This window comes from Candidatus Erwinia haradaeae, assembly GCF_900698995.1.
GTDB lineage: Bacteria > Pseudomonadota > Gammaproteobacteria > Enterobacterales > Enterobacteriaceae > Erwinia_E > Erwinia_E haradaeae_C.
In genome coordinates, this window is the sequence record NZ_LR217736.1 from 1 (window position 1) to 21,020 (window position 21,020).

Genomic DNA, 21,020 nt, shown 5'->3' on the forward strand with positions numbered 1-21,020 from the left:
CAATTAAATTTTGAAAAATAAGATTTTAGATGGAGAAAAATTTTTTGATAAAGACTTATAAGTTTTACCTAAAAAACAAAATATATATAAATGTATATGAACCATTTATATTTATATAATATTTTATTTAAAAATTTTACTATTTTGAAGTGATATTATTTTTAATAACTAAATCTCATTTTTAAACTCAATATTTATATAAAAATAATCTAACTATTGTTTTATAACATTCAGTAAGTAATGTTTTAAACAAAATAATAAAAATTCATATTATATCGCATAGGTTCATCTATCGCTGATAAACTTATAACTTTTAGTAAACTACTAGTAATATTAAAATTTTTAATAACAATCAGTATGTTTAAAAAAAATATTTAAAATCTATTAAAATTATTTATATTCTTACATTTTGATATTATTCGATATCAAAGATCAATCTAATGTTCACAACCTTCAATTTTTAGTTTTAAACTAGCTGTTGCTTGACGCCAATCTCTTGCGCAAGTAATAGCACTAACAACTGCTATACCTCCTACACCACAGGCTAACACTTCGTCTACCCGATCAAGAGTAATACCACCAATAGCTACAGTTGGTATATGTGGTAGTTTACTTACCATATTTTTTAATTTTGATAATCCTTGAGGGTGCGATGACATCTTCTTAGTAGTAGTGGGAAATATATGCCCAAGAGCTATGTAGGAAGGACCCCAGGTCAACGCACGTAATAACTCTGTCTCATTGTGAGTAGATAGCCCAATACGTAAACCAGAACGACAGATAGCACTAAAATTAGCTTTGTCCATATCTTCTTGGCCTAAATGCACACCATAAGCTTTATAACGGATGGCGAATTCCCAATAGTCATTAATAAATACTCGAGCTTTATATTCCCTACCTAAAAATATTGCACTTTTTATATCTGAAGATAATTGTTCTTGCGGTTTATCTTTTAAGCGTAGCTGAACAGTTGTTACACCAGACTCTAGCATTCTCCTTAACCATAACAAAGAATCAACTACTGGATATAAACCTAACCGATGCGGAACTGATAAAAAATTATTATTAAAATTCATTTTAATTCCTATAATTTTCACCTAGAATATCTCTAATCTACTTTAGATGACTTTTTATTTTAAAAAGTTTTTTTAATATATATAATTAGTAAAATTTAAAATTTTTTAAAAATAAATTTTTAAACTAAGACTTATTCTTTTGTTTTAAATGATATTTTATAAAATAAAACAAAATTACAAGTATTTTATGAAAATAACAGAACGATTGTAAAATAGAAACATAAAAATAATACAATATTAATAACATTATTTATAATTAAATTAATAAAGTGAAATTTTTATATTTTATATTGTATATTAAATAAAACTAATATTATTAACAATAAATCATAATTTTCAATTTATTCTCTATTAAAGAGTAATGATTTAACCTTCAATTTTTTATAAAATCATAATATTTATACCAATTTTAATATTTTATTTAAATATACAGTATCTTTAAATTTTTTATAGATTTTATATCTAAAGAAATGTTTACCTAATTATTATTATCAATTTAGTATTATGTTAATCTATATATCTAAAAATATATATCAATATCCGATAATATTTTACATATAAAAATATATTAATATATACTTAAAATAAGTCAGCGAGATACTGACATATAACATATATATAAAAGATAATCATAGTAAAGTAAATTTTAGTAAAAAACTAAATATTTTTTATAGATATTAATACCTAACTATAAAACTATAATTATAATATATATTATATATAATGTTTTATTTTAACATTAAAATAATTTGCACTATACTATTATAGTATATCTTTTTTAAAAATAAACGTGTAAACTTTCTAAAAAATAATAGATTTATGATAGAAGTAAATTTTCTAAAATTCACACAACCGATCTACAGATATTCTATGAGAAAATTAATATGATCTATTAATTTTTAAATAAAAATATAAAATAAATCTTAATTTTAATATTCATTATTTAACAACTATTAACTATTAGCTAATAGAATAGATAGAAGAATTTATATAATTAATAAATTTATGTAATATAGATACAGTAGTTACAATAAATAAAGTGATCTACTTGTCAAAGATATTAAAAATTATAATTAATACATAAATTTTAAATTAAATAGATAAATAAAAGAAATTTATTAAATGTGATGGTATTCACAGAAATCATAAATAATAATATAAATATTTTATAAAACTTTTATATATTTTTAATTTCTAAAATAAAAACTAAATAATCTTATAAACTGTAAAATTAACTAAAAAAAATATAAAAACATCCATTATTAGCAATAAAAGGATTTTAATTATGAAAATAAAAAAATTAGCAAAATTATTATTTTTAATAATCACCTGTTTTTTCATTATGACACCATTACATACAATTATGGCAAGTGCTAACATGCAGGATGTGATGGTTGGATTTTCACCTGGACAAACAGCAAAAGAAATTATTTTATTAGCTATTTCAGAAGCACATGAGTCAATTGATATTGCTGCTTACTCTTTTACTAGTAAACCTATTGCACTAGCTTTAGTTGATGCACAGAATCGAGGTGTAAATGTACGTTTAGTAGCTGATAAAAAGTCAAACAGCAGTAAATATACTGCTGTAACCTTTCTAATTAATCATCACGTTGCAGTAAAGTTAAATGAAAAATATGCTATTATGCACAATAAATTTATTATTATTGATGGGCATTCAGTTGAAACTGGATCTTTTAACTATACACAGAGCGCAGTAAAACATAATGCAGAAAATGTAATTTACTTACGTAATTGTCCAAAAGTTTCTGAAAAATATATGGTAGAATTTAATCGTTTATGGAAAGAATCTTTTGATATTAAACCAACCTATTAATTTTAAATGTCATTAGAATAAATAGTCTTTATCTGTTATAAATAACTCTTATAAGAATAAATATTCTAGTATAAGATACTATCTATTAGTAAATAAAATAATAACAATAGTATTAAATAAAATTTATAGATTCCTGATAATATCATTACTTCATATAATTATTAAATTAAAGTAAACAATTATTAAAATTAATTTAAAACTAAAAATATAAGATATTATATATATTTTTTATTAAAAAATTTTTATATTATTTTATAATATATAAATATTCCTAATTATTTAAAAAATATATAATCATAAAAAATTAAACAGAAAAATTTTTCATTTATTTTTAAAAAAATATATATAAAATAAAAGTAAAAATTGTTAAATAAATTATATCTATAATACTAATTTTTTCAAAAACTACTATTTTATAAAAAATAAATATAATTAAAGAAATTTATATAATAAAATTTATAAAAAAATTAAACTATTATTTATATAATAAACTATTGATTGAAATTTACTAAATAGTATTTTTTTCTTCTAGAAAACCAAAATTTTATAAATTTTTATAAGTTAATATTAAATTATATTATTATAATGAATTATTTACAAATGATTAAAAATATTAGATTAATATCAGAAATTAAACAATGTTATTAATAATAAAAAATTATACATATTATTATTTTTTATAATATTTATATATAATAAATATTATTTTGCAATAATTATTGCACTATAATTACTGTAATTAAACAATTTTAGTAAATAACTAATAACTAATTTTACTATGTCATTTACTTGATATCAATTATAAGATTGTCATATCTATATGACTAAAGTTAATTAAATTTTTTACTATAAATTTGATTTATGATACCATGTTATTTTTAATTCTTTAATATAATTATTATATAATTAAATTATTATTTAATATATAATTATTTTATAAATTTTAAAGATACATTAGTTTTTATGTTTTTTGATTTAGACTAAATAAATTATATTCGTTTAATATTATAAATAATTTTCTAATAAAAACAGAAGGTTTTAATATTTTACATCAAACACTACTTATTTTACATCAAACACTACTTTCAAGCATTACCAATTACTGATTAAATAAAAAATAAAATTAGTGAATACATCAAATTAATAAAAAAATAATTTCAATTAAATTTTAATTAAAAATAAATTTTTATATATTTATATCTCATAATTTAGAAATTATATTTTCTACCAAAAACAAACAAATATCTAAAATTTAAATATAAAATATTTATTAATTATTTTAAGTTAATATAAACCTATAGTAAGTTACACTTTTTTTAGTAAAGTCGTTATACTTTAATTATTTTAAAATAAAAAAATTAAAACTAATTTAAATCTAAAAAATAATATTTATTCATTAACAATGAAGGTATATATTTATATTTTAAAATAAATAATTATGATTATAATTGGGGCATGAATTTATTTCTAGAGGATTTAGACATTACAAGTGAATAGAAAACATTTGAAATTTTATATATGTAAAAACCCTAATAAATAAGTGATGATCTTAGAAGATTTCACTATCTTGGTTTTGCGAATCGCAAAATACATACTAATAAAATATTATATCTCTATAGTAAAATACTAAGCAAATATTTAAAAACTTTTAGAGATAACATTAAAGAATATTGGATTATTAAAATATTTTAAAGAGGTATATCAAAAGATACACCTCTTTAAATATTAATTAAGAACACTAAAAGCCATTATTATTTATCTAAAAATATTTTTATACAATCTATATCATATCAGCTTGTCTATTTATTTATACAAATTATTAAACAAAATTGTATTATCATATTTTCTAATCTGTAGATTATAATATAAACAATAATTTTGTTAAAATATTTATAAATTATTCCAGTCAAAATCAAAATATAAACAACCTCTTCGCTGCTAATATATTTTGATATGAAAAGTATTATTTATAACCGATATATTAAAAAATAATATAGAAAATGTATTTATTATAATAGGCTTTTATTAAACTAATTGTAATGCTTGATAAAAGCCTGATAATTAATTTCCTTTATGCTCTATTATCTTATGTGTTGTGGCATCTATAGAGATTTTAATTTTTTTGGGCTTTTCTTGCTCTGGGATATCATAAGTAAATTGTAGTTTTAATAATCCATGATCCAGAATAGCTTCTTGAATATTAATTCTATTTTCTAAATTAAATTTAAGAGAGAATTCTTTTTTCTTAAATCCTTGATGGAGCCATGTAACATTTTTTTTATCTTCAGTAGCCCTTGATTTTTCAGGTGTTGGTGTACCTCTAAAGGTTAATTGATTGTTGAGTACTGAAATATCTAATTCATCTGGTGTATAACCAGGCACACTTAATGTCATTTCATAATTTTCTTTGTCTTTTTGAACTAAATTATAAACAGGCATATCTGTTACAGGAGATTCACCTGTAATGCGGCTAAAAAGATTATCCATTTGTGTAAAACGATCAGATAAAAGATGATTACTCCATGCTGGAATAAGAGAGAATGAACGATAAGTCATAATATTCTCCTGTATTATATATAAAATATAGAATTTAAAATGAAATAATTCTTATAGTATTATAATAGGTATTATTAATATCTTTTCAAGGTCTCTATATTTAACAAAAAGATATATTGTATATATTTTTATAACAAGTATTTTAATAAATGTTATTTTGATTTTCCTCAGCAGTATTATAAAACTGTGTATAATCTTGATACTAAAATAATTATAGAAAAAAATTTCTAGCTACTAATAAAATTTTATGTAATTTAAGTAGATAATTTTCACCATTAACTAAAAAATTTTCAATGTATATGCATGTGAGAATAAGCGCAAAATAGTTTATAAATCAACCTCTACAGCTTAGTAATAAGCATTATTATTATATATATCTAAAAAAATCTTTTTTTATATTTATCTATTTAAGAACATCAGTGTAATAAGATTTTATTTTAATATTTGCTATAATAACTAGAGTAAAAAGACATTAGAATAACTGATATCACCTTTTAAAGAACAATTTTTACGATTAGACCGAAAATTTCAATAAAGAGTAAATTTAAAAATTAAATTTAAAAATATCTAAAGAAATATTAATTCATTATATATATTTACATTATGTATACTTATATGAAATGTTTGTTTAATTAATATACACAAAAAAATTTAAATAATTTTGATATCTTACCTATAACCGTTAAGGTTGCGATTATTCATGAATAAGATATGGCAATGTTTTATAGGCTGTATCCTAATATTTTTACAGATACCCCCTGTTAATTCTCAAAATTTTTTAGACAATAAGACAATAGTATTAACTGGCCACACAATGGGAACAAACTGGAAGGTTAGCTTTTCAGGAGTGAACTCGATAAACAAACACACTTTAAAATATGCTATACAAAAAATTCTTGATAAAGATAACGCTCAATTATCTACATGGAAACATGACTCAGTAATCTCAAGATTTAATAAATATCGTGGTATAAATCCGCAACTTGTAACAAAAGAAATAGCAGACATTATCACTCAAGCATTACGTATCGGTTATCAAATGCATGGAGCAATGGATATTACAATTGGCTCACTTGTAAATTTATGGGGTTTTGGGCCTAATGGATTTTTAGTTCATCTTCCAACAGAGTTGCAAATTAATACAGCTCGCACTTTAACAGGTGCACACCATTTACAAGTGATCAATACTTCTAATCAATCTTATTTGTATAAAGATTTATCAGAAATCTCTATAGACCTCTCTAGTATAGGGGAAGGTTTTGCGACTGATCATTTAGCAAAATTTATGGAAGAAGAAGGAATTAAAAACTACCTTGTTTCAGTCGGTGGTGCTGTTCGCGCTCACGGTCAAAAAAGTAAGTATAAAACGTGGAAAGTGGGTATACAAAAACCAACAGATTTAGAAAATTCTGTACAAGATATTATTACGTTAAATGAATGCGCTATCAGCACTGCTGGAACCTATCGTAATTATTATGAAATAAATGGAAAACGATTTTCACATTTAATTAATCCAGTTACTGGATGGCCTACACAAAATACTCTTGTATCAGTTTCTGTTATTGCCAGCACTGCATTAGAAGCGGATTGCTGGGATAGTGGCCTTCTCATATTAGATATAGACCAAGCTAAAGAATTAGCTCAAAAATATAAGAAAGCAGTATACTTAATTTCTCAGAATGGTGATAAATTTACTTCTTGGGCCTCTCCTAAATTTTTTGCTTTTATTCAATCTTCTAAAATTATCTCTTAACTGATGTATTCTAAATGTTCTATTTTTTTAATTAAAAAAACATTTTAATAGTTTTTAGAAAAATTGAACTTAGTCCAACATATCTGCTTTTGAAAGCTGATGGCATTAATAGATATTATAGTATCAAAATTGCTCAGTAGATTGAAATAATTTTACTAATATAAAATTGATAATATAAAATTATAAATAATTACTAAAAGTATAAAATATAATACTTTATTCTTCCATGTTATAATTTTTAAAGTACGTATAACTTATCACTATTTCTTAATAATTTTTATTTATATGTTGCTAAATACATCAGATTTTTTATTTATATAAATGAAATTATCTATATAACTGCTTAATTTACAAATAATAGTATTTAATCTTTTACAGAAACTTTTATTTGATAATCAATTTAAAACTAATACTATATTCTATATTAAAATATAGTATTAGTTTTAAAAGAACCATTTTAAATCAAAATCTAAAAAGGAATACCTATTTATGTCTATTAGTAAATTAGTCTTAATACGTCATGGAGAAAGCCAGTGGAATAAACAAAATCGTTTTACAGGATGGCATGATATTGACTTAACAGAGAAAGGACAAAAAGAAGCAAAAGATGCAGGTAAACTTCTGAAAAAAAAAGGCTTTACTTTTGATTTAGCCTACACTTCACTTTTAAAACGTGCTATACATACTATATGGTTTGTGCTAGATGAAATAGATCAAGCATGGCTGCCAATAGAGAAAACATGGTGTTTGAACGAACGTCATTATGGTGCTCTGCAAGGCATGGATAAAACTAAAATCGCTATAACATATGGTAATATACAGGTTCAAAAATGGCGTCGTAGTCTCACTTCTGTTCCACCTGCTCTTGACCGTATTGACAAACGTTTTCCTGGTCACGACCCGCGTTATTCTTTATTAACGAATGAACAACTTCCTGTTGCTGAAAGTTTAAAAATGACCATGAATCGAGTATTACCTTACTGGAATGAATCAATTTTTCCACAAATAAAGAATGGTAAAAAAATTATTATTTCTGCGCATGGAAACTCTCTTCGTGCATTAATAACATATCTAGACAATATTTGCGAAGAGGAAATTCTAAAACTCAATATACCAACTGCCATTCCATTAGTATATGAGTTTAATGAGGATTTTAATCCTATAAAACACTATTGGCTCAATACCGTTTAATAAAAATAATCTAAGAACATAAGCATTAATTCAATCAAAAATAAGAAAAAATTACAGTTAAAAGTGTTTTTTTTAAAATTCTCATACATGAGAAAAATAATTTCATATAGAATCATTAAGAAAGATTAAAATGAATAGTTTTTAATTTTTCCAAAAAACATTTATTTTTATTGATTCATAATAATTACACCAAAACTATTATAATTTTTCAAAAATTATCACCATATAATATTGTCTTATTATTTTCGTATATTCATATATATAATAAATTTTAAAAATAACATTTACAACCTAATTATGTTTGCTTTGTCTATACATGATAATCATCATCAATAATTTCATTTCTTTAAATTAGTTATTTCTAACATCAGAATGGGATATTAGAGATGATTATATTGTTGACTGAGTATAATCTGATTGGATAATCCTATCAATTCTGACTTCAAAAATATTTTTACTACAACAATATTATTGTATATATAATTCTATTATAAATAAATCTTTCATAAATTTTTTAAAACTAAATTGAATAATCTATAATTTTTATTTCTTTATACACTATATATATTAAATTTTCTAAATATTAATCAAGTTATGTGATATCGATCACATAATTAAAAGTATTGTAAATATAGCTAAAATAAAAAATTTTATAAAAATATATTTTCAATTGTCTAAAAATACTAATTATTTTTAATGTTAAGTAAAAAAATTCTTAGTATTATAAAGGGTATGAAAAAAATTCGTAAAATGTTTTTTATATATAACAGTATTATCACGCTCAAATCTTTTCATTACAATTAATAATTGTAATATTCATTACACTTATATTTATTTTTATGTACGAGTATTGACTCGTGCCGATCTATAGACATAAAAATATATATCTCGTATACAATTAAATGCAAGAATAAAAATATATGCAAATCATAAACATGAAAAAACCTATTAATTTTAACAAGTTTAACTAGTACATATATCACATAAAATACGATGAAAGCTTTAGTGTAATTTTTAATTAGACAATAATTTACTTTATTTTGAAGTATTCATATATAGACAATATACAGAGATATATGATTGTATTATCATACACTATTCTTATTTGATTTATAAAAACAGAATACTTTAAAGATGAAGGTAGAATGTGAAGAACATTATTATACTATTGGATCTTATCTTCGTAAAAATATATACATCTACACTGATTTGCATTAGATAAATTAGTACTTTGCCTGATAATTCGATCGTTCTATCATTTGATATCAGATAATCTTATATAATTTTTACTAAATAATAAATTAACTTCAATATATAGTAAGAAAAATATAGTAAGCAAAAGATTGAAAATAGATATATATTTTCTATTTTTAGATTACGTGATTCTATACAAACCATTACATCGTGTTTTTAAATTTCTCACCTTAGTCAAGATATTTCTGCAGAAAAAAAAAGAAAAACAGAATATTTAATCCTTTCTTATAAAATGCAAAAACCCTGATAGGGTAATTATCTTGGCAGACTTCACTATCAGGGTTTTGCGAATCGTTAGTGTACGTATTCAAAATTATAATATATTAAAATACTTCAATAATCAAGTATTAGATAATATTTTTATTATTATCTTTTTTAAGAGGATAAAGGTAGTATGTAAATACAATTTATAGCATATATATAATATATAAATCTTCTTATAATGCGCACATATTACCATCTGACATACATTATTGGTATATGCTAAAATATTTAATAAGAGAGTAAAAATTTAAGGAATGAGTTTAATCTTATAATATAACAATAGATCTATAACCTATAGATATACTATCTATAGCATGGACTGTATTATATATCTCTCATAGTGTTTAAACAATAATCCATTAGTAAACCTTATAATATACTTCTTGCATAAAAATCAACTATCAGAGTTTTTCTTTTAATATATATAGCAATAGTCTATTGACTACTTCATAAAAATAATTATATATCTCATATAATATAATAAATCGTTCTATTTTAAAATCTAAAGATTATCTGTCTTTATAGATAAGCATTACTAGATATCCACATAATATTCTATCATCTTAAAAATATAAAAAAGCTTGAAGTATTGATTTTACCTAGTATTAATATATAGTTTTAGTATGGGAAGTAATTTAAAATTGCACTTCTGTACTCGATAGAAATTCCAAGCATTATTAATCTGCAGCATTATAGTACTGCGCAGTATTGACAGGTATCACCTTCTTGGTAAGTTCATTTATATCTTCAGCATCACTTTTAGAAGTAGAGACACATTGAATAGTAAGACCTAATTTATTAAAAAGAGAGATATCACGATCTTCTTCCGGGTTAGGTGTTGTAAGCAACTTACAACCATAAAAAATAGAATTAGTGCCAGCCATAAAACATAGCGCCTGTGTCTGATCATTCATTTTTTCTCGCCCAGCAGATAGACGAACATAAGATCGTGGCATCATTATACGTGCTACTGCAATAGTTCGGATAAAATCAAATGGTTCTACTTCTTCAATATTAGAGAGAGGCGTTCCATGTACCTTTACCAACATATTAATTGGAACACTTTCTGGTGGTTCCGGCAAATTAGCTAATTGAACTAGTAATCCTGCACGGTCATCAATAGTTTCACCTAAACCAATAATTCCCCCAGAGCACACTTTTATACCTGCTTGACGAATTGCACTAAGTGTATCTAGCCTATCTTGGTAACTTCTAGTAGTTACAATGCTAGAATAAAATTCTGGAGAGGTATCCAGGTTATGGTTATAAAAATCTAATCCAGCTTCTGCTAAACGATTTGCCTGTCGATCATTCAGCATTCCTAATGTCATGCATGTTTCCAGTCCTAGTGCTTTTACACCTCTGATCATTTTCTCAAGAACAGGAAGATCACGATCATATGGATTTTTCCAAGCTGCCCCCATGCAAAAACGTGTTGAACCGGAATCACGTGCCTTTCTGGCAGCATCAAGCACTTTGTCTACCTGTATCAGTTGTTCGCTATCTATATTGGTGCTATGTCGAGCACTTTGCGGACAATACTTGCAATCCTCTGGACAGGCTCCTGTTTTAATGGATAGGAGTGTGCTAACTTGAATCTCACCAGGTTTAAAATATTTTCGATGTACTTCCTGGGCATTGAAGAGTAAATCAAGAAAAGGTTTATCAAATAGCGCTCTAGATTTCTTTAAAGTCCAGGGTTGAAAAGTTGGCATAATAGTTACCCAGGTAATATGTAAGAGAATAGATAGTTGTAAGTATAGAGTTTGTCACTACACTGTCTACAATGTATTTCAATTTTATTTGATAGGATCCTTCAATGCATACTAATTACCTATATTCGATAGGACATATTCATGCAGCCTGATGACCTCGATTTTGATAAGCGACATATTTGGCATCCTTACACATCTATGACTCATCCATTACCTACTTATCTAGTTGTTTCTGCTGATGGTTATGAATTAACCCTTAAAGATGGTCGTCGATTAGTAGATGGTATGTCCTCGTGGTGGGGGGCAATTCATGGGTATAATCATCCAGTGATTAATCAAGCGATGAAGAATCAAATAAGTCGAATGTCACATGTTATGTTTGGTGGCATTACACATCCACCTGCGGTAGAATTATGTCGTCGATTAGTAACATTAATGCCCTCTGGATTAGAGTGTGTTTTTTTAGCTGATTCTGGATCAGTAGCTATAGAGGTAGCTATTAAAATGGCACTGCAGTATTGGCAGGCAAGCGGTTATCCACGTCATGAATTTCTTGCTTTACGTCATGGTTATCACGGCGACACCTGCGGCGCAATGGCAGTCTGTGACCCTGAAAATTCTATGCATAGCATATATCACAGGTACCTTCCATCTAATCGCTTTATTGAGGCACCAAAACGTAGTTTTAGAGAATCATGGGAGCCAGGCGATGAGGCATCTTTCTCTGCACTATTTTCTAATCATCATCAGACGATAGCAGCAGTTATTATGGAACCAATTGTCCAAGGAGCTGGCGGAATGCGCTTTTATCATCCTGAATATCTTCGCGTAGCCCGAGCTTTATGTGATCGATATGGTATCTTATTAATTGCAGATGAAATAGCAACTGGTTTTGGGCGCACTGGAAAATGGCTGGCATGTCATCATGCTGATATCACGCCAGACATTTTGTGTCTCGGTAAGGCCTTAACAGGAGGAATGATGACTCTTTCTGCGACACTTACCATCCGTCGCATAGCAGACACTATTAGTGATAGTGCAGTAGGTTGTTTTATGCACGGTCCAACTTTTATGGCAAATCCACTAGCATGTGCTGCTGCCAATGCTAGTTTATCATTGCTTGAGGATGAAAGTTGGCGTCAAAGAGTCGAAACAATTGCCTCCCAGCTGAATAAAGAGTTATCACCTTTAATTAACCATCCAAGGGTTTCTGATGTTCGGGTGCTTGGCGCTATTGGAGTAGTAGAAATTATGCAAACAGTCAATATAGCACAACTACAACATTGGTTTGTAGAGCACGGTGTATGGATCCGACCTTTTGGTAATCTTATTTATTTAATACCGCCATATATTATTTCTGCAAAAGCTCTTACAATACTTATTGATGCTATTTCTACGTCATTAGATCAACCAGAAAACTTTTCCTACTCTTAACTATATTAACTCAATAGATCATTTTGTATGAATTCTTGAACGTTAGTTCATTATAATTAATATAGAAGATATCATAAATATACCCGTTAATGGTAGAACATATACATGTCTCGCATTCTTCACTTTTTGTTAGGATTGATCATCATTCTCTTACTGGCCTTGCTAGCAAGCTATAATTATAAAGAGATACGTATTCGGTACGTTATACAGTTACTAGTAATGGAGATAATTTTTGGATGGTTTTTTCTTCACGCAACATCAGGTTTAAGTTTTATTACAGGATTTTCAGTTTTTTTTGAAAAATTACTGAAATATGCAGCACATGGAACTAATTTTGTCTTTGGAAATATGAGCGATAAGGGATTGGCATTTTTTTGGCTTGATGTGTTATGTCCGATCGTATTTATTTCCGCACTTATTGGTATTCTTCAATATTTTCGTATATTGCCAGTCCTTATTTGTTTAATTGGTACTGTATTATCAAAAATTAATGGTATGGGTAAACTAGAATCCTTTAATGCAATTAGTTCACTGATGCTTGGTCAGTCAGAAAATTTTATTATGTATAAGAATATTCTTGGTCAAATTTCAGAACGTCGAATATATACAATGGCGACAACTTCTATGTCGACTGTATCTATCTCTATTGTTGGAGCATACATGACTCTCTTGCAGCCTAAGTATGTTGTAACAGCATTAGTGCTTAACATGTTCAGTACTTTTATAATTTTATTATTAATTAATCCTTACCGTGTTAATAATACAGAAGACCTCAATTTAGATAATAGTCATATAAGACTAAGTTTTTTTGAGATGCTCAGTGAGTACATTTTAGCTGGATTCAAAGTTATAGTGATTGTCGCAGCAATGCTAATTGGTTTTATCGCGTTAATATCTGGTGTGAATGCTTTATGTGAGTTTCTATTGGGAATTAGTTTTCAAGGTATTCTGGGCTATGTGTTTTTCCCACTTGCTTGGATTATTGGTGTCCCAAGTAATGAGGCGCTATGTGTAGGAAGTATTATGGCGACCAAACTAGTTTCTAATGAATTTATAGCGATGATTGATTTACAAAAAATTGTTAGAACATTATCTGCTCATACAGAAGGGATCTTGTCAGTTTTTTTAGTATCATTTGCTAATTTTTCATCTATTGGTATTATTACGGGTTCTATTAAAAGTTTAAATGAAAAACAAGGTAATATAGTGTCTTGTTTTGGTTGGAAGTTACTGTATACTGCTACTTTAGTTAGTCTCTTATCAGCTACTATTACAGGATTAGTTCTATAATATATAATATAGGATATTTTTCATGTATAGTTATTTTTATCCATAAAGATATTTTCGTAATTCTATATCTATATTCAGCAATATTACTGAATATGTTATTCCAAATCGCCAAATGCTTCAGGAATCTTATTACAAATATCTACTTATTAATATCATAGTAACTATGATACTAAATAAAAATACTCAATGATCAGATTAGTTCTTCTTATAATACATATTATTCGGCTATTTTAGTCATTATACGGAAAATCTTAAATTATTTTTCTATCAACAAGACAGACCTTTGATGAATATACTTCGCTTATGCGGTTTGTACTATAATAATTTTATTATTATAGTAGCATGATAGATAGTGAATAGTGTGACACCTTATGGTAGATATAAGCGATGCAGACTCTCTTTAGGACATTATGCAGGTCTATATAAGATAATTTTTTCTTTAAAAAAGTTAAGATCATATATAATAGTCCAAGTGACTATACTAAATACTATTTATATAGTGTAATGTTATATTATTAATATAAAGATTTTTTAAAAAATTTTAAATAATTCAGTCTTCTAAGAATAATTTACCTCAGTTTATTAATTATCACCCCCCCGATCTCTAAAAGATCAGATCTAAGAGTATCTTATTCTGATATATCATGAAAGGTTGTGGATTTTTAGAGTATTCATTCTTTAGCAATATCCGTGGACTTTTGATAATCAGTTTCTTTCTTATATAGAATATTTTTATATATTTTATAAATTTTTAAAATTACCAGGCATAAAACTACCTTTATGCATGGATATTATCTATGTCATATACAATATTGCAACATATAACTATATTATTTGCTGTTGATCTACTCGAATAGTTCATCTTTTAAGAGTTAATTTTATGAATACGTCTTTTAAATATACCTTATATTTGAATTATTAGCATATGAAAAGAATTAGAAAATTAACATAATTTACAGTACTTTTAGTATCATTTTCGTCAAACGTAAAAGATGATCTATTCATCTATTATAATAGGTTTTATATTATTCTTTATTATACATATCCAATAACGTAATGCCTTCTCTGATTAAAAATCTTTTTTCTATAATCCATTATGAAAAATCAATAATTTGATTATGTAAATATTAGGTCTTTGATTTATTTTTACGATTATCGGAGCAATCGAATAAGTTTAGATGCAAAATATAATATTATTAAGAATTTTATTATTAATAGTAACTTACTAAAAATCTTTTTAAGATTACTATATAGATGTAAAAGTCTTATTTGCCTATCAAAACATAAAAATTTAATAAAAACTTAAATATAAATTTTCATTAATGTTTATTATTCAAAGCACTTAGTAAGCTTGTTTATCTGTATCCTGCAATAATTTTTACCTAATCATAAAGATTATACGCCTAATTTGAGGGGGTAGTATTCTTAGTTAACTATCGTTTAAACATGAAAAGTATAAACAGTACATTAGGAGATTAAGATTTCAAGAGAATAAAAGAATTTAAAAGTCATAATAAATATTATTAGCGAGATAGATCATAAAGAAAATAGAAGCAGATATATTCACTATAGATAAGGTTATTATCCGGGATAATCTTTCTAAATCAAGGTTGTATTTGTATGATACTTCATTACCACCACTCATGAAAATGATGTACAGGTCCGATACCTTTTCCTACAGATAAATTTTTTCCATATATGAGCGCTTTTTGGATCCATTCTTTAGAAAATTTTAAGGTTTTCGACCAGTCTTTATAAAATGGCTGCTTAGCTGCTAAGGCAGCTGATAAAGTACATCCTGTACCATGAGTATGTAGAGTGTTTATTCTTGGAGTCCTAAAGCACCATTCTTGATTTGCAGTGATGAGCCAGTCAGGACTTGATAACCCCATAAGATGACCTCCTTTAATTACTATCGCTTCACAACCAAGTTCGAGTAGTTTTCGGCCCTGTTGACGCATTTGAGTTTCATTTTTAGCTATATTACAGCCAAGTAGTGTTGCTGCCTCTAGCAAGTTTGGGGTTATTATTGATACTAATGGTAATAGTATCTCTCGTAGTGTAATTATAGCATCTTTATCTAACAATATGTCACCACTTTTAGCTATCATAACTGTATCTAGGACTACCCAAGGAATAGGATATTCTATTAATTTCTTAGCTATTACGCCAATAATCTTAGCTTGATTCAGCATACCAATTTTTACGCTATGGATGTATAAATCGCTTAGAACTGAGTCTAATTGGGCTGATACGCATTGATCACTTACCGGATAAATTGATTGTACGCCCTGAGTATTTTGTGCCAGAATAGCAGTAATTACTGTTGCACCATAGACACCTAATGCTGAGAAAGTTTTTAAATCTGCTTGAATACCAGCTCCTCCGCTAGGGTCAGTACCAGCAATGCTCAAAACATTATACGTTTTATTACTCATGACTTATCTAAGCTCTTACATGAATGAGTCGCTACATTGTAAATTATTATCAGTATAATTTTTATAACGACTAGGCAATATATATAAAAGATTTTAATAATATTAATTATAGACTAGCGTTAACTATTTTTTATATATAACGATTTTAGTATCGGTGATTACCATATAAATACTATGATTTTCGATAATAAATGCCTGATATGACTATCAGGATTACTGGAATTGTTATAACTGAATATATGGTAAGATTGTGCCAATCCTAAGTTAGGATGTTATATTATTTTATTTTTAAATACTTAAAATAATTATAGCTCAATCATTTACTTATTGAAGTAAGTTTTAAAAGTAAACTTCTAGAATATAAACAATGTGCTAAGTATCACTAGTAGATTGTAATATTATATAAAAATAGCACTATTTTATATTAGATAATGTTTGTAAGGGGTTTTTAGTATAGCCATCATGAAGTGCTTAATTAAAAATTAATGTAATAGTTACATATATCATTTTCTCTATAAGAAAATAACAAATCATAAGTCTATGAAATTAGAGTATATTATATTTTATCTTTCACTATCCATCATGGTATATAAATACTAATAAAACTTATAATATGCCATAGTATCTGCTTAATATTATTTTCTAACTTTACGAAAATCTATCTTTACTCATGTTTCTTTCAAAAATAAAATATTGATTAAGAACTTATTATGTATACGGTCAATAACAGTAAAATATAGCTTATTATTTTAGTCAGTATATTTTTATATATCTACATCTACTTATAGCTATGTTGATAATAGTCAATTATTTAAAAGAGAATAAGGAGACTTTTATTATTTTATTTTTAACTATTGGTTATTATATATTTTGTTTTATCGATAAACATGAAATTGAATGACCAAGATAGGGGTCCCAGTCCTTCCATACAGGTTGTAGACCAGATAACCGAAGTACTTTTGCCATCTCTTTCGGAGAACGGTTATCATGTGGAAGAAATTGCTCTAATTCTGATTGATTATTAGTATAACCTCCTGGTTGAGTTTTAGATCCAGCACTAATGTTATTCACCACAATTGGAATTGTGTGATCACGGAAGTATGGTGATTCTCTGGTTGATAGGGAGATCTCAACTTCTGGTACTAAAAGACGAAATGCGCACATAACTTGAAGAAGCTCAGCTTCACCCATTGTAGATGAAGAGTCTAAGACGCTACCAGTAAAGGGTCGTAATCGAGGAAATGATAAAGAGTAACGGCTTTTCCAGTAAGTTTTACGAAGATAGAGCAAGTGTTTAGCTAGTATATAACAATCTGTTCGCCAATCATCTGACAACCCTATTAGTATTCCTAAACCTATCTTATCTACCCCAGAACGAGCTAGACGATCTGGAGTTTCTAGTCGCCATAAAAAATCTTGTTTTTTACCGTAGAGGTGATGATGACTATAAGTTTGTGTATGGTATGTTTCTTGATATACTAAAACACCATCTAAACCAAGCGCTATCAACTCTTCGTAATCTTCTTGCAGCATTGGTTGAACTTCCATTATCAAAGAACTGCAATATTTTCTAATTAATGGCACATAACGCCGAAAGTACTCTATACCTACTTTAGCTTGGTGTTCACCTGTAACCAGTAGAAGATGATTAATTCCTTGAGCATGAATAGCTTCGCATTCTCTAATGATTTCCTGTCTACCAAGAATTTTGCGCCGTATGCGATTTTTCATTGAAAATCCACAATAAGTACAATCATTAGAACAAAGATTAGATAAATACAGTGGTAAATAAAAAGTGACAGTATTTCCAAAACGCTGTCTAGTAATTGTGTAAGCTCGTTGGGCGATAGATTCTAAATAATGAACACCTGTTGGTGATAATAGCGCCATCATTTCCTGTAAGCCAAGATTTTCCAGCATTAGCGCTCGTTCTACATCTTGTACAGTTTGCTTGTGTATACGTGAACTGATTACATCCCATTGTATTTCTTTTAGCTTTTTAGAAAAGGTCTCCATTACATCGTCCTCCCGATGTTGACAGAGAACTCAAAAAACTGGTTAGTGGACTTGTAGGTCTCGCCTGGAAATAGCGTGACGCTAAACCTGCTTTTCTAGATAACTCACCAGCTTCTGTCGCTAATCGAAAAGCATTAGCCATGGCAACAGGATCTCTTGATACGGCAATTGCAGTATTTACAAGAATTGCATCTGCGCCTAATTCCAGAGCCTCTAATGCTTGACTTGGGCTACCAATGCCAGCATCAATTATAACTGGTACTTGAGCTTGCTCAATAATAATTTGTAAGAAATCACGGGTCTTTAGACCTTGATTAGATCCTATCGGTGACCCTAGAGGCATTACTGCTGAACAACCTACCTCAGTAAGATGTCGGCATAAAACGGGATCAGCACTGCAATAAGGTAAAACTATAAACCCCTCTTTTACCAGTCGCTCTGCCGCTTTTAGAGTCTCTATTGGATCAGGTAATAGATACTGAATGTCTGGATGAATTTCAAGTTTAATCCAGTTTGTCTGTAATGCCTCTCGTGCTACTCTAGCTGCAAATAAGGCTTCTTCAGCAGTTTTTACACCTGATGTATTTGGTAGTAAGCGGACGCCAGCTTTTAGAAGTCCTTGTAGTAAAGCATCATTACTATTATCATGTATATCTACTCGACGCATAGCTAAGGTAACTAGTTCGCTTCCTGATACAGAAATAGCCTCTAGCATTAATTCGGTGCTACTAAATTTACCTGTTCCGGTGAATAATCGAGATCGAAATGAAATACCAGCAATAGTGAGCATAACTCAACCTCCAGCGATCGCTTGGAACAAAAGAATATCATCACCGTCTTTTATTTGATAATCCGGCCAATTTTGTTTTGGAATCACAGTTTGATTTAGTGCGAGTGCCATTCCAGCGCTACTCTTATAAAATTGGCTCGAGAGAAACTCTGTGATGGAAAGCGAATTTTGAAGCTCCAGAGAATGGTTGTTAAAGGTAATCTTGATCACATTGGTCTCCTTGAGTATCGGAAAACTAGTATAGTGTTTGTGTTTTAACTCACTGAGCATATTTGGCAATGAGTATTCCGACTAAGACGCAAGGTTCGCCATTTTAATAACACTCCATCAAAGAGATGTAGTTTTCCGGTAGATGACGTTGATATACCACATAGAAGTTTGATAGCCTCTAATGCCTGTAAACTACCCATTACCCCTACTAATGGACCTAGTACTCCGGAATTACGACAATTATATTGTTTTTCTTGTTTTGATGGAAACAAACAAGCATAACAACCGTACTTCCAAGGAGGAGAAATGACTAATATCTGACCATTAAAACCTATTGCGCTGGCACTAATTAATGGCTTATTAAACTGGATACAGGCAGCATTAATAGCATGACGGGTCATCATGTTATCACTACAGTCCAGAACTAAATCTGCGTCTGAAACTGATTGCTTTAGCCATGTCCCCTCTAACTTATGTGGTAACGATATATAGAGAAGATTAGGGTTAAGCGCAGTTAGGCTTTGCGTTGCTATCTCTGCTTTTAACTGACCGATTTCGCTTGTTTTATAGAGAATTTGACGCTGTAAATTAGAAATCTGTAACAGATCATAATCAGCTAAAATTAATGTACCTACACCAGCCGCTGCTAAATATAAAGCCGCTGGTGAACCTAATCCTCCAAGGCCACATAATAAAACCGTGGCATACTTCAGTTTTTCTTGTCCTTCAGTGTTCACCTCACCTAATAATAATTGCCTGCTATAGCGTAAAAAATCCTGATCGTTAAGCATGAGCCCTCTGAAATTGCCAATAAAGTATAATATTTTAGATATCGTTTTGCATTATTTGTCCATCTCTCATAACATTTTACTTCACTTTTTAGAATAAGGATCTATTATTACAGGTGCCTTATTAATGCTATAAAACCTTACAGATCAGCTGATACCTTATTCGTTATGTAAAAAATATAACTATAGGTAAAGCTGTTAAGACTCTTGATCAATGCTCGTATTAAGATGATTTTTATTATAGATGCCAATATATAAGGTAATCTATCGCTTTAGATAGCAAGAATTATTTAGTATATTGTCTATGACTATTAGGATTTTAATGTGAACCTGTTTTTAAATATTATATTAATATATCGGAGATCTCTATATCTAAATTGGTTAGTTATTGAGTATGTCGCAGCAGAC

13 protein-coding genes are annotated in these 21,020 nt (G+C 27.7%); 5 read left to right on the forward strand and 8 right to left on the reverse strand.

Features of this window, described 5'->3' with window-relative positions:
- Window positions 1-437: 437 nt before the first annotated feature.
- Window positions 438-1,076 carry a thiamine phosphate synthase gene (gene thiE / locus ERCISPPA3004_RS03310; RefSeq protein ID WP_157990711.1) on the reverse strand — a complete coding sequence of 213 codons (639 nt, stop codon included), beginning with the start codon at window positions 1,074-1,076 and terminating at the stop codon, window positions 438-440.
- A gap of 1,285 nt (window positions 1,077-2,361) precedes the next feature.
- On the opposite strand from thiE, the gene ERCISPPA3004_RS03315 reads away from it, so the two are divergent.
- Complete coding sequence (locus ERCISPPA3004_RS03315; RefSeq protein WP_157990712.1) at window positions 2,362-2,913, forward strand: phospholipase D family nuclease; 552 nt, start codon at window positions 2,362-2,364, stop codon at window positions 2,911-2,913.
- A 2,061-nt stretch (window positions 2,914-4,974) separates the two neighbouring features.
- Here the strand turns inward: ERCISPPA3004_RS03315 and ERCISPPA3004_RS03320 are convergent.
- Entirely contained in the window at window positions 4,975-5,469 is a 495-nt protein-coding gene (locus tag ERCISPPA3004_RS03320; RefSeq protein WP_157990713.1) for an Hsp20 family protein, read from the reverse strand.
- A gap of 700 nt (window positions 5,470-6,169) precedes the next feature.
- Between ERCISPPA3004_RS03320 and ERCISPPA3004_RS03325 the strand changes: the two genes are divergently transcribed.
- On the forward strand, window positions 6,170-7,222 hold the full coding sequence (locus tag ERCISPPA3004_RS03325; protein ID WP_157990714.1) for an FAD:protein FMN transferase: 1,053 nt from the start codon (window positions 6,170-6,172) through the stop codon (window positions 7,220-7,222).
- Window positions 7,223-7,711: 489 nt separating this feature from the next.
- Window positions 7,712-8,413: a 2,3-diphosphoglycerate-dependent phosphoglycerate mutase gene (gene gpmA / locus ERCISPPA3004_RS03330; RefSeq protein ID WP_157990715.1), complete on the forward strand. Its 702-nt coding sequence runs from the start codon at window positions 7,712-7,714 to the stop codon at window positions 8,411-8,413.
- Between the two features lie 2,195 nt (window positions 8,414-10,608).
- On the opposite strand, the gene bioB is transcribed toward gpmA, so the two are convergent.
- Complete coding sequence (gene bioB, locus ERCISPPA3004_RS03335; protein WP_157990716.1) at window positions 10,609-11,646, reverse strand: biotin synthase BioB; 1,038 nt, start codon at window positions 11,644-11,646, stop codon at window positions 10,609-10,611.
- Window positions 11,647-11,787: 141 nt separating this feature from the next.
- On the opposite strand from bioB, the gene bioA reads away from it, so the two are divergent.
- Both bioA and ERCISPPA3004_RS03345 read left to right on the forward strand, forming a co-directional pair.
- Window positions 11,788-13,080, forward strand: a complete 1,293-nt coding sequence (bioA, locus tag ERCISPPA3004_RS03340) for an adenosylmethionine--8-amino-7-oxononanoate transaminase (RefSeq protein ID WP_157990717.1) — start codon at window positions 11,788-11,790, stop codon at window positions 13,078-13,080.
- Window positions 13,081-13,185: 105 nt separating this feature from the next.
- A complete protein-coding gene (locus tag ERCISPPA3004_RS03345) occupies window positions 13,186-14,370 on the forward strand; it encodes a NupC/NupG family nucleoside CNT transporter (protein ID WP_157990718.1) in 1,185 nt (394 codons plus the stop codon).
- 1,631 nt (window positions 14,371-16,001) lie between these two features.
- Here ERCISPPA3004_RS03345 and thiD read toward each other — a convergent pair.
- The 5 genes from thiD to ERCISPPA3004_RS03370 form a co-directional block, all read right to left on the reverse strand.
- Window positions 16,002-16,808 (reverse strand): bifunctional hydroxymethylpyrimidine kinase/phosphomethylpyrimidine kinase, encoded by an 807-nt coding sequence (thiD, locus tag ERCISPPA3004_RS03350; RefSeq protein WP_157990719.1) that lies wholly within the window; start codon window positions 16,806-16,808, stop codon window positions 16,002-16,004.
- Window positions 16,809-17,669: 861 nt separating this feature from the next.
- Window positions 17,670-18,824 carry a 2-iminoacetate synthase ThiH gene (thiH, locus tag ERCISPPA3004_RS03355; RefSeq protein WP_157990720.1) on the reverse strand — a complete coding sequence of 385 codons (1,155 nt, stop codon included), beginning with the start codon at window positions 18,822-18,824 and terminating at the stop codon, window positions 17,670-17,672.
- Window positions 18,808-19,614 carry a thiazole synthase gene (locus ERCISPPA3004_RS03360; protein ID WP_157990721.1) on the reverse strand — a complete coding sequence of 269 codons (807 nt, stop codon included), beginning with the start codon at window positions 19,612-19,614 and terminating at the stop codon, window positions 18,808-18,810. The genes thiH and ERCISPPA3004_RS03360 overlap by 17 nt, the downstream gene beginning before the upstream one ends.
- 3 nt (window positions 19,615-19,617) lie before the next feature.
- Window positions 19,618-19,821 (reverse strand): sulfur carrier protein ThiS, encoded by a 204-nt coding sequence (gene thiS, locus ERCISPPA3004_RS03365; protein WP_157990723.1) that lies wholly within the window; start codon window positions 19,819-19,821, stop codon window positions 19,618-19,620.
- Between the two features lie 47 nt (window positions 19,822-19,868).
- Entirely contained in the window at window positions 19,869-20,615 is a 747-nt protein-coding gene (locus ERCISPPA3004_RS03370; RefSeq protein ID WP_157990722.1) for a HesA/MoeB/ThiF family protein, read from the reverse strand.
- Window positions 20,616-21,020: the final 405 nt, after the last annotated feature.

Bases quoted from the DNA above. Each gene is read 5' to 3' on its own strand.
- thiE (WP_157990711.1), bottom strand. From the start codon at position 1,076: ATGAATTTTAATAATAATTTTTTATCAGTTCCGCATCGGTTAGGTTTA.
- ERCISPPA3004_RS03315 (WP_157990712.1), top strand. From the start codon at position 2,362: ATGAAAATAAAAAAATTAGCAAAATTATTATTTTTAATAATCACCTGT.
- ERCISPPA3004_RS03320 (WP_157990713.1), bottom strand. From the start codon at position 5,469: ATGACTTATCGTTCATTCTCTCTTATTCCAGCATGGAGTAATCATCTT.
- ERCISPPA3004_RS03325 (WP_157990714.1), top strand. From the start codon at position 6,170: ATGAATAAGATATGGCAATGTTTTATAGGCTGTATCCTAATATTTTTA.
- gpmA (WP_157990715.1), top strand. From the start codon at position 7,712: ATGTCTATTAGTAAATTAGTCTTAATACGTCATGGAGAAAGCCAGTGG.
- bioB (WP_157990716.1), bottom strand. From the start codon at position 11,646: ATGCCAACTTTTCAACCCTGGACTTTAAAGAAATCTAGAGCGCTATTT.
- bioA (WP_157990717.1), top strand. From the start codon at position 11,788: ATGCAGCCTGATGACCTCGATTTTGATAAGCGACATATTTGGCATCCT.
- ERCISPPA3004_RS03345 (WP_157990718.1), top strand. From the start codon at position 13,186: ATGTCTCGCATTCTTCACTTTTTGTTAGGATTGATCATCATTCTCTTA.
- thiD (WP_157990719.1), bottom strand. From the start codon at position 16,808: ATGAGTAATAAAACGTATAATGTTTTGAGCATTGCTGGTACTGACCCT.
- thiH (WP_157990720.1), bottom strand. From the start codon at position 18,824: ATGGAGACCTTTTCTAAAAAGCTAAAAGAAATACAATGGGATGTAATC.
- ERCISPPA3004_RS03360 (WP_157990721.1), bottom strand. From the start codon at position 19,614: ATGCTCACTATTGCTGGTATTTCATTTCGATCTCGATTATTCACCGGA.
- ERCISPPA3004_RS03370 (WP_157990722.1), bottom strand. From the start codon at position 20,615: ATGCTTAACGATCAGGATTTTTTACGCTATAGCAGGCAATTATTATTA.